This window comes from Weissella oryzae SG25 (genome assembly GCF_000691805.2).
Taxonomy (GTDB): Bacteria; Bacillota; Bacilli; order Lactobacillales; family Lactobacillaceae; genus Weissella; species Weissella oryzae.
In genome coordinates this window covers 1-13,444 of sequence record NZ_DF820488.1, presented here as the reverse complement: position 1 = coordinate 13,444, position 13,444 = coordinate 1, and the positions used below count along the sequence as shown (strand labels likewise).

Sequence of the window (13,444 nt, the reverse complement as noted above, 5' to 3'; positions counted from 1 at the left end):
ATTTGATGATTTATGCTGTAGGTAAGGTTTCAGGTAAGGTCTACGGTGCAAATGAAACAAAATGCTTACTGTTTCAAAATTTGCAAAAGAACTACCCAAGTAAGGCAGGGCAAATTTATCCCGAGCCTATACTCTTAATGGTTAATCATGACAGGGTATTAAATTATAAATATCAACTGACCTAAGACATGACTTAAAAAAGTGATGTCTTTTATTTTGGAGGTAATATCAAAATGTCATTTAAAAAAATGGCTTTGTTGTTAGCCGGTGCCCTTGGCGTTGGTTTGTCTGTCATTATAGTTCTTGTTAGTTTGATTGCTGGTTCTGACAATTCATGTGGTAGTAATGTTGACAATAATACAGCTACAGGCGATACAACAATGGTGCCAGGTGACTGGAACAATAAAGATAGTACTGCATATAAAAACATGCAAAAAGGTGCAGATTTCTTTAAGGGTATTGGCTTTTCTGGTAATAATACCGCAGCTGTTTTAGCAATTGGTTGGCGTGAGAGTAATTGGAGCCCGCAAGCTGTTAATAATTCAGGCGGAGTTAAAGGGATTTTTCAGTGGGGCTTTAATGAAATAAACGGTAATCGCTATAAGGACACAGAGGATACAATAGACGGCCAGCTATCACTTACTAAAAAAGAACTGACCTCTACTAAAAAGCCTGTCTTAATGAAAATGCAAAGTACAACGAGTATCGAAGATAGTGCTACATTGTGGGACACCGGCTTTGAAGGCCTTGGAGCAAATGACTCACAACGTAAAGTTTCAGAGGTACAACGTAACGCTCAATCTATTAAGGATATTTTTAAGCTTGATTATTCTGCTGACAATACTAAGTCGCCTCTTAATTCAGACGGTAAAGATGCAGAAGCAGGTTCAGCAGATAGTGCTACAGATATAGCTGATGAATTGAAATGTGATACACCAGCTCAATCTAACGGGCAAAAATCTGGAGCTTCGGTGGCTAACATTCCTGATAAATATAAGGGTCAAATTAAGTTTTCAGATGATAGGACAACTACTTATCCAGATAATAAGTATCCATTCGGACAATGTACCTGGTATGTATATAACCGTATGAAACAAACAGGACACCCCTTACCTTGGTTCTCTGGGGACGGTGGAAATGGTGGCTATTGGGGTGAAGTTGCTAAGCAACAAGGCTTTAATGTAGAGGCAAATAAGCCACATGAAGGCTGGGCGGTTAGTTTTAAAGGCGGACAATTTGGAGCAATTGCGCCTTATGGTCACATTGCATTCGTTGAACATGTAAATGATGACGGCTCGTTCTTAGTAAGTGAGTGTAATGTTATGAACCCTGGTTCCGGTACAATTTCTTTTCGTGAAATTTCTAGCGGTCAGGGTTTGAATTTTATTGAAGGTAAGTGAAATTTATTCAATTATTTGTCGCAATTTATTCGTTTTACTTATTTAATATAATCATAGTGATATTAAAAAGTATGTTACGTATGTTGTTAAAGGAGCATTGAAATGAATATCTTTAAAATTAGTACTTTATGTTTAATTTCCTTATGTACAGTTGGACCAATTGTTAGTTCATCGGAAAATACAGCTATTGCTTCCGAAACAATTGCGAAGAAAAATACTGTACAACAATTTAACTGGCACGGTCTTACCTTAACTTTAGACGATAGTGGAACTCTTCATGTTCCAGGTGGAGATATTAAGGTCGGCGCTCACGATGACATGTCACTTTTGGAGTTAGTAGGATTTGAGAACTTCAAATCAGTAAAATCTATTAAATTAGATGGACATCTTCACATTGAAGGCTCTGCAAGTAATATGTTTTCAAGTACCTTTGGATATTCTGAAATTACATCAATTGTTAACCTAGAGAACCTGGATACACGGAATGTTACGGATATGGCAAATATGTTTTCATTTAATCCAAAACTAGAGTTAATTGAATTGCGTAATTTTAATACGAGTAATGTAACAGATATGGCAGGTATGTTCTCAGAAGATAGTGGTTTAATAGCTTTAGACGTAGGTGGATTTGATACATCAAAAGTTACTAATATGTCTTCAATGTTTCTCAATGTAAAAAAAATTGATAATATTGATCCTGCTAATTTTAATACTTCTAAAGTAACAGATATGTCTATGATGTTTGCAGGCATTGGAGCGAGACAATTAAACTTATCAAACTTTGATACTAAAAATGTAACAAATATGGGTAGTATGTTTGCAGGTTCTACAGCCCAATTTATTGATTTATCAAGCTTTGATACAGCTAACGTTAGTAACATGGACTCAATGTTAGACGCAGAATTTTCAAGTTTGCAATTAGGAGAGCGTTTTAAGTTTATTGGCACATCTGCTAAGTTACATGATGCACCAATAAATCAACAATATACAGGAAAATGGATTAATATGATGAATCTCTCAACGTGGAATGCAAAAGACTTGATGTCAAATTATAATGGTCAGACAGATTCTGGAGTTTTTGTATGGCAAGAGAAAACATATAATTGATTTTTATATAATTTAACTAACATAACTCATATGTTTAGAATGTTCTAAAAACATATGAGTTTTTTTGTTCATTATTAAAGTCTAATGCTTTTATAGTCAAGATTTTTTGATGTTGCATATTCAAAGTCAAATTTTTTATCGTCATTTATTTTTTTCTTTGAGAACTTGAAAGGAAATTCGAACATGTTATTAAATTCCACCTTTATTATTAATAATTATTGTTGCTGATAAGCTAAAACAGGTTAAGGAGTTAGTGGACGTCATAGATGAATCTGTCAGTCCTAAAGTATATTTGAGTGAACAGGTTATATGGGAACGCATTTCTCGTAAGCCATCTTATTATCAGGGACTGGCTGAAATTATCAATGACTTCAACGTTCACAAATATTAGAACATTTATCAAGCGATACAGTGCAGAAGAGATTGAGGAGCGTATCAATCAACAAATTGATATAAACAAAGATATTAGTTAGCCTTAAGAAAGGGAATAACAATTATGAAATTATGGCAAGGGGCAGCGTTGTTAGCTATTGGCGTAGTAGCTTCTACTGCTTTAGTAATTCAAGCAAATAACTATCTTGGTACGGTTAACACAGCTAATGCTCAAAGTAGGCAAGTTATAAAAGAAATTAATTCGATTAATCAGCTAGTCATGAACAAAAAAGCAAAATCAAGCATTAAAACGGTTAATTTAACTGATTTAGATAGTCGTGTGACTGATTTTACGACAACTGCGTTAAATTACCCAGTTACTGGCAAAGACGATAACAGCACGGCGTTCAAGCAAGAATTAGCTAAATACGCAACTAGTGTTGCTGTTAGTAAAATTACGGCTTTCAGGCAACCTACAGTGACGTTAGATAATCAGACTTTACCAACGTATAAGCTAGACAGTGTCAACCGGCAGACTGTAGATAAGAATACTGCTAAATATCTAGTGGTTTTTGCTCCAGATAAAAACGCCAATCAACATATGGTGTTCGATTTAACGGTAGACCCAGTTTCTAGCACTGTGACTGATGTAACACTTTATCGGGAGGCAAATACAAATGCTTAGTAAAAATCAGATTAAGCGATATTTACCAACAACGTTAGCGATTATCGGGTTAACCTCTGTAGTTTTGACCGCTTACATTTACTACGTGCAACAAGCTAAGGCCGAAAAGGCCGTATCAACGTATGTTAAAAAGCGAGATTTACTTAACAAATCTAAGCAAGCTACAGCCAAGATAAATGAGAAGCTAGTTGTTAACTACCAAAATGATTATGTAGCTGATTTGGCCCAGCCAGTTGTAACTAAATTCTTTAAGATAGCTCGGACTTATTCCAGTTCAGCTACTTATAATAGTCGTGGTGAGAAAGTTAAGTCGGCTGGCTTGGCGTCTGAAAATGTCTATACTGGCAAGCTATTCCAGACTGATAAGCAAGAAACACATGAAAATTACGTTGATAATGACGATATTCATGTGATTTTTAAATCCGCTAAATTTTATGCACAAAGCTATCAAAATAACGTTTTAGCAGGTAATGTGCTAGTTAAATCTGCCATTAGTAACGGTAGTATGAATAATTATCAACCGTCTTATTCTCTGTATCATGTTGAGTTTAATACTGCTGACAAAGTCATTACTGATGTGCAATATCTGTACAATTTACGTGCTAATGGCTAGGAGGTAATTAAATATGGCAAAGCGTGCAAAAGCTAAAGGCAATATTTTTAGCGATTTCGGCGTTAAGGAGTGGTCAATTTTCGGTATAGTCTTGCTACTATTCTGTGGTTACCAATTCGCTCAATACAATAAAACACTTAAATCTAAAACCACTGTTCAGTTATCCCAGGTGCAACAAGCTATAGCGGATAAAAAGACAGTGGTTTTTTATCGAGATAATTGCCCTGAATGTCAAAAGGATTTCAAAGGCTTTTATTTACGCTATCAGTTTAAGAAGGATATTCTATTTGTGAATATGCACAATAAGGGTAATCGTTATTTGATTAAAGAGTACAACCTAACAAGCGTGCCTACATTGATAAATCACAATGGAACCTTTACAGGTTTAACGAGTGATCAGTACATGGAAGAAATTAAGAAAGGAGCCCTAAATTGAGTACAACCGTTACCTTGAAGAATGATACAGCTAGCCAAGATGATTTAGACCATGTGACTAATTTTTATATATGGGAGGAAATCACCTTAACGAACGCTGAATTATTTGAAAGTGCTGTTTATAACGTGACTAGTAACGTAACTTATTCAACCGTTGATTTTTTCAGACAGTTAAAAAAGTTTATAGCAACTAGTGAGAATTTTGAGGAGGACTGGAAACTTGTGGCTGGTGGCTTAGATGTCTTGGGTGACGGTTTTAAACCTGATAGCCTACGGGCTCTGTATAAAGTTGTACTACAGGTTAAATATCAAATTGAGACAAAGTATTATCAATATTCAAAAAATGATGTAATCCGCTTAAAAGATAATCGACAGTTACGTGCTTATGAAATGCTTGATTGTGTACATGAACAAATGCGTAAGTTCAAAGTGTTAAAATATCAAGCCATTCAAGATGTGCACGATACCTTATTTAGCAATTTAAATAAATCGAGAGTTGAACTAAGCTTTTTAGAACGTTGTTATCGTGAGTTCAATAAATCGTTAGAAAATTACAAAGAAGTCCTTCATGCCTTTAACCAGGTACAAAATGAAGGACTTTTTTATCGCTTTGATGTCTCGTATAGTTCGTTAATAAATTTCTCTTTGGCTTTAGATAAGAGTTTGACAAGACAGCTAGAGAATATCGAAATATTAGAAGATAAGCAGTTAAAAGACGGCTTAGAGCTTCTAAAGACTAATATCATGTATATCAACAAACTAGCCTTAACCATTCCAGAACAGGAAAGTTATGACATTAAGGCATTTAAACGTGGGATAGTATTAACAGATGTGTTAAATATAGTCCTACAGATTAATGCCTTGGCAACAACAACGATAGAAATAAATATCGAGACTATAAATGCTCGTTTTATGGCATTACTCGCAGAATAAGAAAGACAAAAGACCAAGTATCGTAAAACTTAATAGTGAGTTTACGGTACTTGGTCTTTTATTTTGTATGAGATTTGTTGGTTTTAATTGATTACGATAAGGTTTTTTAAATTTGTGAAATTCCGTCTATAGAAGAGCTTGTGAAGTCCATTAAAGGCATTTGGGAGACTTTGTGAACTCGGGTAAATTCACAAATATGTTTAAAGCTTGATATATAGGCAGGTATTTATAACAAAGATTATGTAAACTAAGTTTTTGAGTGATTTCAATTTATATAGTTTTGTTGGTATTTGAGCTATTTATAGTTTATATGCTATTATGTTTTTATGGTTTCCCTGTAGGAGGTGGTTATATGAGTATTAAGAAAGAAACCAACCGCCGAAATATGCTTTCATTTGATGAACGTTTAGTCATTGAGAAATTATGGAATGTACAGTTAAAATCAGTTAATTTTATTGCGCGTTATCTTAATCGACCGAGGTATCAAATTGACCAGGAACTTAAACGTGGCAATATGTTGTATTTTAAAGATACGACTGATACGACCTTAAGGTCGTTAAAGCTTCATACCAAGGTTAAATATTCGGCCCGATACGCACAACAATTTATAGACAGTAATAAAATTGTACATGAGGAACGGCATAAGCTAACGCCAGCTATTAGGGAGTTGGTAGAACGCAACTTACGTAAAGGGTTATCGCCTGAACGTATTAAAAAACTTTATCCTGGTGAAATTTCCGTTAGTGCGATCACTATTCGTAATTATATTAAACAAGGTCTTATTCAAAATACTTCAAGTAAAAAGCTAGATACATATAGAGATAATGCTTCAAAAATTGAGGCGCAAATAAGAAACACAGGTGTTTCACTAGCAGAGTATAGTAAGTATTGGGCTGTAAAGGTATACGCTGATAAGGCGGTTTATAATCGTACAGCAATTATGATTTTTGTTGAATGTCACACATATTACACGGTTTTAGTGCGGATTGAGGATAAAGCTTTAAGTGATTATTTACTTGGGTTGAGAACATTTTTATTTAATTTTCAAGCGCAGACTGTAGGCTTCTTTATTTTAAACTCGCAAAGCTATATCGCTGATTTGCGAGAACAAAACTCTAAAATGAATATCCATTCATTTAACTTGACTCATGATTTAAAGCTGAATGACCGGTTTAGTTTTATAGATAGTTTTTTGCCAGGCACTAGTAATTTATTTAATCTTCACCAGGAACATTTAGACCGTATTTCTGACATTATTAACCAACATTCTATTTACGGTTATGTACCTGATGATAAAGCTCATGAGTTATCAGTGTTGCAACTGTTTAATAAAACAATGAATTTAAGGAGTTAATCTTAGCATGGTTGGTAGTCATAAAGGACAAGGTAACGGCACTCGTTTAACGTTTGAACAGCGTATCATGATTGAGCATTTTTGGAATGATAATAAGATGTCAACCGTTGAAATCGCTGAGCGTTTGGGCTTTACACAATCGACTATTTGGCGAGAGTTACGCAAAGGGGCAACTACAAATTTTGCGGATATTCCAAAAGAAGTTTTTAAGAAAAATCGGCATGGCTTCTTGATTTATTCAGCTAAGCAAGGTGAATACACTAAACAAAAAGCTAGGACTAATTATCGTGGTTCACGCAAACTCACGTTTGCTAAACAGCAGTTAATCGAACACCATTTAAATGATTTGGGCTGGTCTCCTGAAGACATTATTTTCAAATATCCAGAATTAGACATGTCACCAAAAACAATTCGTAATTATATTGCACGTGGGGATATTCAAATAAAGGAACGAGCTTATGGCCGTAGACGTTGGAAACAGAAACAAGAGCCCGCTAAATTAATTCAATTGCAAAAGAAAAAAGCACTTGAAGAAATAGAAACGCGAGTTTCTGGTGCTGATACTGAAAATCCAATAGTGTTACAACGTTTGCCAATTGAATTACGCCCTAAATCCGCTAGCAATCGTCGTGTATTCGGACACTGGGAGGTTGATTTGGTGATTTCACGTGACGGCAATAAAACGCCTATAATGGTGCTTGTTGAGCGTAAAACAAGGTATACAGTAATTGTTCGATTAACCGGTAAAAAGAGTAATGAAATGATTGAAGCTCTAGATTACTTTATGACTTTACATGGTGATTTTGTTCGCTCGTTGACGTTTGATAATGGTGTTGAGTTCATAGCATGGGAGTTCCTGGAACGTGTACAAGTAACTTATGGTAAAAAAATGTACTTTGCACACCCAAGTTCACCACAAGAACGCGGTTCTAATGAGTGGAAAAATCGGTTAATAAGGCATTATGTTGGTTATCAAGATTATCTAAAAATGACACAACTTGATTGGGATAAAATAGCTGATTTAATCAACAATAAGCCCATGCGTGAAAGTTTAGGTGATAAAACGCCAAATGAGCTCTATATTCATGAAGCACTACGTGCTAAACGATTAAAACGTTATAAAGAGCAAAAAACAACAAAATAAGTAAAAGCACTTGTTAAACTGTGAGTAAAACAAGTGCTTTTTTTGTGTGTATGTATAAGATTGTTGATATACTGTGTAAAAGACGGTCAGCTGTTAGACTATAAGCTGATTTAGAAGTTAAAATCATTTTTATTTAAAGTAGTCAATCAAGTTTTGTAGTATGTTTTAAATATATTTTTTATAAAAGCATACTTAATTTCGTTATAAACCTTGATGTAGCGGGGTTTGTAACAGTTGAAATATTAGTTAAAAGAATAGAAAAAAAGGTATTGACATTTTCCCGACAATTCCTAGTTATGTTACATCTATATTAGTTGCAACAAGGTATCTTAAACCTATATTAAATAAGGGTTTATCATTTGTTGCTTATTTTATTTCAGCAACCTTTTGTAACACAACTGTTACATTTGTAATGATTCATATTTTATTGGAGATTCTCTTGTTTTGAGAATCTTTTTTTGTGTTTTCTGTTCAGTTAACACATGCATTCTCAATATGTTTACCAGCTTTTTGCTGGTTAATTTTTTGCAAGTATCTATTCACTTTAGGATAGGAAAGGAGGTACTAAATGAATGACTTTTGATGAACCCATCTCTTTAGCAGCGTTGGTGTTCAAGTGGAGAAATGACCATGGTTACTCTATAAGTGAGGCTTCCAGGGTCAGTGGTATTCCGTTTGCAACTTTACGACGTATTGAACATGGCTCAGAGCCTCGTTCAGCAACCATTGCTAAGCTATCCAAGGTGTTATTAATGCCACCAAATGAACTTTACTCTCGTTATCTTTTTAAGAGTGAAGATGAAAAAAAATACCAGTAGGTCTATAGAACTAACTCGCCAAAGTTAAAAAAGCTCTATAGTTACTGGCCTTTAAAGGAAAATTGAATCGCAATCGATTCATTACAATTTAATACTTCTTCATGCAGAAAGAAAAATTAAATATTTCTTCATATAGAAAGTATGAAGATTGTGGCTTAAAAAAGTATCTGAGAAGGTACTCTGTTAAGTGCGCCCAAATTGGGTTTCACAATCGATTACTTAGTATATTAGCACGAATCTGGTACTTTGTGAACTCTAAAGGCCTAATTTTTTGTGAAGCAATGCTAACTTTCTGTATTTAGAAGGTAGGCATTGCTTTTTTAGTGTCTGCAATACTGCTAGTAGCTCAACACATTCAGTGCCCCGTCGTGCTTGAGTATGGCAAATATGGAGGTTCGTATCGCCTCTACGGAGTCAAAAAGGTACTTGAGGCTATGTAACGAGTGGCCGAGGTAATGGTAGATGTTTGATGCTACTTAGGGTGGTGACGACCCTGGTAAATGTGCTGAACGGTCAGGGTGGACGTACTGAAAAAGGCGCCACACGGCAATGTAAGAAGTAAATGGTGCTTAGCTCATAATTCGACCAATAAACTCGAAATGATCTTACGTTGTATCTGGGCAGTACTGGATTTAAATGTGTGTCAATTCTTTGAATTGGACGATGAAACAGTGATTTTGATCAACCCTGATCGAGTTCAGTGTTTTGTCGGGTTCGCTCGCTATAGGGCGAACTGTCCCAACCAACCTATCGGTTATTTATCTGGTGTTAAGCACCAGTATCGGGATAGCACAGGCAGAATATAGCAACATGATTTGGTTGGTTTCATTAGAAACCTGCTATTGCCTATCAGCAACAGACTATCAATTTTGAAAGGAGCTTAATTGTATGATTTACGCACCCAAAATTACCTATTCTAGATATTTATCAGCGGGGCAAAAAGATGTGTTTAACAATCCAATTACTATAGTTACTAGAGAAACAGCTATAACATTGCCACCAGTTGATACTGAAGAAGATGCAGTTATAGTTGCAAAGAAATGGATTAAGAAGTTACCACTTTATTCTGTCCCTGGAAAAGTACGGAAATCACGTGGAATGCCTCAAATTACTGTTATACGTATTAACGGAATAGATGATATTGATGAAATTAAAACGGAACGGGTTGGAATACAACAAAGGGTACGGGTTAAGAAGGATGGCCATATTTGGCAAAAAGTAAATATAGAAATTGTTTTCGATATTTAATTCCTGAAACAAAAAAATTGGAGGTAGAAAAATGAATGATAAAGCAATTGGTGGGGTGAAGCCACTTTCAAAAATGACGTTTGAGAAGTCTGAAGATAACACAGTTTATATTGAAATAAATAGTATTCTGAATGCGGATTTAACTTTACAAAAAGGGTTAGAAAAAGTTGGTGGTAAAGTTACTCGATTTGTTTATAGCGATGAGCAAGTCAGAGACATTTTAATTGCCTATGAAAATGCTCGAGATGACGAAGGGTTAGCAGAAGCTTATACCTGGACTGATATTACACCTGAAGAAGTAATAGATAAGTTCTTAACTAAAAATACTATCGACTAATAAATAGAGAGGTATGTACAAATGGATAACCTAATACCATTTTGTTTATTATCGAGTGGCGTTTGTTTTTTGATCGCGGGAGTACTTCAAATCTTGCATGATTTGAATATTGGTTTCGGAAAGAAAATGTGGTGGTTGCCAATTGTTTTTATGCTGCTACCGCTAGGCCTCCCAATTTTTTATGTACTCCTAGTTATCATTTGCAGTTGGTTCTAATGAATTCGAAGGCGGAGAGGATCAGTAAATAAAAAATGGAAATTATAAAAGAGATCTTTATAATCACGCCACTATTAATAGGTGGCGTTCATATTTCAACACCCCACATTAGACCAACAGTTCGAACTCCCACTACTGTTAAAAGCACTGTAAAAAGTAGTCCCGTTAAAAGTGTAAAGACTTCTAAAGTAGCAGGTAAATCGGCCAATTCTAGACGTTCAGCTATTAAGAACGCAGGCAAATCAAGTTCAACTAGCCACCTTAGAATGACTAAGAGTTATTCAACGTCTAATGGGCTATTGAAATTCTTGTTTTGGAACAACGTTATAAACGGACATTCAAACTATGTAACCTTGGAAATCAAAGATGCAGCTGGGAAAAAGCATAAAGTAAATCTTACTAAAGCTCAGTATCAAAAAATAAAGAATGTTAAAGATTTGACTTATAAGAATGGTCATTTATACGAGAAATCAGTGCGAATTAAGTAGAGCTAAAAGCTTGGAGGGTTAAGAATGATTATCAAACACGCAATTTTACACGTACTAAATAAAGACAATGGCGAACTGATTAAGTCGGAACAAGAGCTTGAAGTGAATGCTGGAGGTATTCATGAGTATCTTGAGAATTTCGTAAGCAAATTTAATAGTAGCGACTTTAAAGAAGGCGATGTTGGTAACAATAAATTGCTTCAGCAATTGGTTGTCTTGGACAATTCAGAGTCATTTATAGAATTAACAGGGCATTTAGCTGAGGATCTATTTAACGCTATTGCTACCGCTGAAGAGGTTCCGTCTGGTGATTTACTAGTTATTGATTACTCGGAAGGGGCAAACAACTACCTAGCTATTTTCAAATTGAACTTTACTCGTATGTATTCTCAGAGCATCAACTCAACTGAATCTGGTATAGCTAATACACTAGTGCGAAGTTACAACATTCTTCAGCCTAATTCACAGCAGATTAGCGATGGGCTAATTATTGACAAAACCCATGGCACGTATTGGGTGACCGAAGGGAAATATTTGATTGATGGTCATCGGGTAAATATCCTGTCACCTTTACTGGATCTAAAGCCAAAGATCTCAGCAAGAACTCAATTGAAATATTTACGTCAAGCAGTTAAAAAAACAGCTGATAAATATGATATTCCAGAGTTTAAAGCTTTTGCAGATGTTCAAAATTATTTATATGAGAATGCACAGCTCGTTGATTCACTTGAAATTGATAACGTTGCAAAGATTACTTTCTCTGAGAATGAGGCTGCACAAAAAGATTTAATCGAGAACTTAAACAAACCCGAGGTTGGTAAATTCATTGACATTCCGGTTGGGTATGAAAAGAAGTTAGATAAAAGAGTATTTAAGCTGGATTCAGGCATTGAGTTGTCAGTACCAGCTGAATTATTGAAGGACGATAGATTGATTCAATTTATTAATGACAGTAACGGAACTTCGTTAATCAATATCAAAAATATTAACTCGATAAAAACCAAGTTTGTTAATTAATTTATAGGCGGAGGTTCCCAGATATGACAAAACAAGATGAATTTGCGAATGCATTGAGGCGTGTAAAAAAACAACAGGTACAAGAAGGAGCGCAACGAGAACAAGAAGTTACATTAAATCGGCAGCAGATAGAAGAGAATGCAAGACAAGTTATTAAGCGTATGTTGCAAGACCAAGAAAATAACATCAGAGAAACACTGCTGATGGCATTGGCAAAGTCTCATAATAATAGGATTTTATTCTCGATAACTTTTAACATGTTAGAGTCTTACAATCTCACTGCCAACATTGGTGACCATAAGTTAATTCTTCTTACGAATGAGCATGAATTACGCCAGTTGAACGCTTTAAAATTCGCTTTAGCTGATAAAGAAACACTGAGAAAAATGTTGAACAAGGAACTTATAAAACTGATTCGTCAGTTTGGACTTATCGTCGTTACTGATAGATGGATTAAAAAAAATAAGTGGAGTGATGAGGCCTTACTTTCAAACTTTGTATACACGAAAAAAATGTTTATAAAGAAAATGGCATTTGATTTAATTTTGGTCATTTCTCAAATTTTGATAAGTTGGGTTTTCTTTAGAGCATGTCAGGAAATAATTTCGTCAAATACACGGTTGATAGAAAATACGTGGTCGATAGATCAGGCGCTTGAACTTGAATCTGTAAGTAGTAAATATATGCCTAACGTTTATGATTATATATTCGTCAATATTCTGGTTAGTTTTCTATGGCTTCTTGGTACGTACTTTATACCCTATAAAAGTACAAACTTCTCTGTAAAAAGAGCCGTTATAACGCTGATTATCATAGAAGTAATGGTTTTGCTGAATGTTTTTTAGTTCCAATACAGATAATCAATTTATCGATGAATGAATTAGAGACTAAACAAAATAATTTTAAAAATGGGAAAGAAAAATCAAATGAGAACGGTAAGAATAACCGAAAAAAATTATATGCAGCTTCTTGCTATTAAGAATAATCAAGACCTAAAAGATATTGAAAAGTCTAAAGAGTTAATTCGGTTATTCATGGCAAAAAAATTTGATAATATGTCGCTTTCAAGAATTTTTGACTTATATCGGACCTTTGACAAGTCGAAGTATTATAAGTCAGCCAAGTCTAATAATGAAGTTATTGGTAAAATTCCGGATATTTCTAATTCTGAGATGTAGAAGTGGACAAATGTCAATAAAGTAGACAGTTTTTGATTTAATGATTGGTATGAAAATTTGATTCTTTCTGATTTGGAGACATAAGGTCATTTGCAGAAT

16 protein-coding genes are annotated in these 13,444 nt (G+C 34.8%); all 16 read left to right on the top strand.

Annotated features, from left to right (window positions below):
• Nucleotides 1-5: 5 nt before the first annotated feature.
• The 16 genes from TT13_RS04130 to TT13_RS04050 all read left to right on the top strand — a co-directional run bounded on the left by TT13_RS04130 (nucleotide 6) and on the right by TT13_RS04050 (nucleotide 13,345).
• Nucleotides 6-185 carry a hypothetical protein gene (locus TT13_RS04130; RefSeq protein ID WP_027698827.1) on the top strand — a complete coding sequence of 60 codons (180 nt, stop codon included), beginning with the start codon at nucleotides 6-8 and terminating at the stop codon, nucleotides 183-185.
• A gap of 48 nt (nucleotides 186-233) precedes the next feature.
• Nucleotides 234-1,400 (top strand): phage tail tip lysozyme, encoded by a 1,167-nt coding sequence (locus TT13_RS11550; protein WP_052348532.1) that lies wholly within the window; start codon nucleotides 234-236, stop codon nucleotides 1,398-1,400.
• A 102-nt stretch (nucleotides 1,401-1,502) separates the two neighbouring features.
• Nucleotides 1,503-2,507 (top strand): BspA family leucine-rich repeat surface protein, encoded by a 1,005-nt coding sequence (locus TT13_RS04120; RefSeq protein WP_027698826.1) that lies wholly within the window; start codon nucleotides 1,503-1,505, stop codon nucleotides 2,505-2,507.
• Between the two features lie 496 nt (nucleotides 2,508-3,003).
• Nucleotides 3,004-3,564 carry a hypothetical protein gene (locus TT13_RS04115; protein WP_027698825.1) on the top strand — a complete coding sequence of 187 codons (561 nt, stop codon included), beginning with the start codon at nucleotides 3,004-3,006 and terminating at the stop codon, nucleotides 3,562-3,564.
• Nucleotides 3,557-4,177 carry a hypothetical protein gene (locus tag TT13_RS04110; RefSeq protein ID WP_027698824.1) on the top strand — a complete coding sequence of 207 codons (621 nt, stop codon included), beginning with the start codon at nucleotides 3,557-3,559 and terminating at the stop codon, nucleotides 4,175-4,177. The genes TT13_RS04115 and TT13_RS04110 overlap by 8 nt, the downstream gene beginning before the upstream one ends.
• Nucleotides 4,178-4,190: 13 nt before the next feature.
• Nucleotides 4,191-4,613 (top strand): hypothetical protein, encoded by a 423-nt coding sequence (locus tag TT13_RS04105; RefSeq protein ID WP_052348531.1) that lies wholly within the window; start codon nucleotides 4,191-4,193, stop codon nucleotides 4,611-4,613.
• Nucleotides 4,610-5,545: a hypothetical protein gene (locus TT13_RS04100; RefSeq protein WP_027698823.1), complete on the top strand. Its 936-nt coding sequence runs from the start codon at nucleotides 4,610-4,612 to the stop codon at nucleotides 5,543-5,545. The genes TT13_RS04105 and TT13_RS04100 overlap by 4 nt, the downstream gene beginning before the upstream one ends.
• 352 nt (nucleotides 5,546-5,897) lie before the next feature.
• A complete protein-coding gene (locus TT13_RS04095) occupies nucleotides 5,898-6,899 on the top strand; it encodes a helix-turn-helix domain-containing protein (protein ID WP_027698822.1) in 1,002 nt (333 codons plus the stop codon).
• A gap of 7 nt (nucleotides 6,900-6,906) precedes the next feature.
• Entirely contained in the window at nucleotides 6,907-8,043 is a 1,137-nt protein-coding gene (locus TT13_RS04090) for an IS30 family transposase (protein ID WP_027698821.1), read from the top strand.
• Nucleotides 8,044-8,615: 572 nt separating this feature from the next.
• Nucleotides 8,616-8,861 (top strand): helix-turn-helix domain-containing protein, encoded by a 246-nt coding sequence (locus TT13_RS04085; protein WP_027698820.1) that lies wholly within the window; start codon nucleotides 8,616-8,618, stop codon nucleotides 8,859-8,861.
• A gap of 888 nt (nucleotides 8,862-9,749) precedes the next feature.
• A complete protein-coding gene (locus tag TT13_RS04080; protein ID WP_027698819.1) occupies nucleotides 9,750-10,109 on the top strand; it encodes a hypothetical protein in 360 nt (119 codons plus the stop codon).
• Between the two features lie 31 nt (nucleotides 10,110-10,140).
• The gene (locus tag TT13_RS04075) at nucleotides 10,141-10,446 is read left to right on the top strand and encodes a hypothetical protein (protein ID WP_027698818.1); all 306 of its coding nucleotides are present in this window, start codon (nucleotides 10,141-10,143) and stop codon (nucleotides 10,444-10,446) included.
• Nucleotides 10,447-10,697: 251 nt separating this feature from the next.
• Nucleotides 10,698-11,150, top strand: coding sequence for a hypothetical protein (locus TT13_RS04065; protein WP_027698816.1), 453 nt, complete (start codon nucleotides 10,698-10,700; stop codon nucleotides 11,148-11,150).
• A 24-nt stretch (nucleotides 11,151-11,174) separates the two neighbouring features.
• Nucleotides 11,175-12,167: a nucleoid-associated protein gene (locus TT13_RS04060; RefSeq protein WP_027698815.1), complete on the top strand. Its 993-nt coding sequence runs from the start codon at nucleotides 11,175-11,177 to the stop codon at nucleotides 12,165-12,167.
• 23 nt (nucleotides 12,168-12,190) lie between these two features.
• On the top strand, nucleotides 12,191-13,012 hold the full coding sequence (locus TT13_RS04055) for a hypothetical protein (protein ID WP_027698814.1): 822 nt from the start codon (nucleotides 12,191-12,193) through the stop codon (nucleotides 13,010-13,012).
• Between the two features lie 114 nt (nucleotides 13,013-13,126).
• Nucleotides 13,127-13,345, top strand: coding sequence for a hypothetical protein (locus TT13_RS04050; protein ID WP_045476607.1), 219 nt, complete (start codon nucleotides 13,127-13,129; stop codon nucleotides 13,343-13,345).
• Nucleotides 13,346-13,444: the final 99 nt, after the last annotated feature.

Bases quoted from the DNA above. Each gene is read 5' to 3' on its own strand.
- TT13_RS04115 (WP_027698825.1), top strand. From the start codon at position 3,004: ATGAAATTATGGCAAGGGGCAGCGTTGTTAGCTATTGGCGTAGTAGCT.
- TT13_RS04050 (WP_045476607.1), top strand. From the start codon at position 13,127: ATGCAGCTTCTTGCTATTAAGAATAATCAAGACCTAAAAGATATTGAA.
- TT13_RS04080 (WP_027698819.1), top strand. From the start codon at position 9,750: ATGATTTACGCACCCAAAATTACCTATTCTAGATATTTATCAGCGGGG.
- TT13_RS04075 (WP_027698818.1), top strand. From the start codon at position 10,141: ATGAATGATAAAGCAATTGGTGGGGTGAAGCCACTTTCAAAAATGACG.
- TT13_RS04130 (WP_027698827.1), top strand. From the start codon at position 6: ATGATTTATGCTGTAGGTAAGGTTTCAGGTAAGGTCTACGGTGCAAAT.
- TT13_RS04120 (WP_027698826.1), top strand. From the start codon at position 1,503: ATGAATATCTTTAAAATTAGTACTTTATGTTTAATTTCCTTATGTACA.
- TT13_RS11550 (WP_052348532.1), top strand. From the start codon at position 234: ATGTCATTTAAAAAAATGGCTTTGTTGTTAGCCGGTGCCCTTGGCGTT.
- TT13_RS04085 (WP_027698820.1), top strand. From the start codon at position 8,616: ATGACTTTTGATGAACCCATCTCTTTAGCAGCGTTGGTGTTCAAGTGG.
- TT13_RS04060 (WP_027698815.1), top strand. From the start codon at position 11,175: ATGATTATCAAACACGCAATTTTACACGTACTAAATAAAGACAATGGC.
- TT13_RS04090 (WP_027698821.1), top strand. From the start codon at position 6,907: ATGGTTGGTAGTCATAAAGGACAAGGTAACGGCACTCGTTTAACGTTT.
- TT13_RS04095 (WP_027698822.1), top strand. From the start codon at position 5,898: ATGAGTATTAAGAAAGAAACCAACCGCCGAAATATGCTTTCATTTGAT.
- TT13_RS04065 (WP_027698816.1), top strand. From the start codon at position 10,698: ATGGAAATTATAAAAGAGATCTTTATAATCACGCCACTATTAATAGGT.
- TT13_RS04110 (WP_027698824.1), top strand. From the start codon at position 3,557: ATGCTTAGTAAAAATCAGATTAAGCGATATTTACCAACAACGTTAGCG.
- TT13_RS04055 (WP_027698814.1), top strand. From the start codon at position 12,191: ATGACAAAACAAGATGAATTTGCGAATGCATTGAGGCGTGTAAAAAAA.
- TT13_RS04105 (WP_052348531.1), top strand. From the start codon at position 4,191: ATGGCAAAGCGTGCAAAAGCTAAAGGCAATATTTTTAGCGATTTCGGC.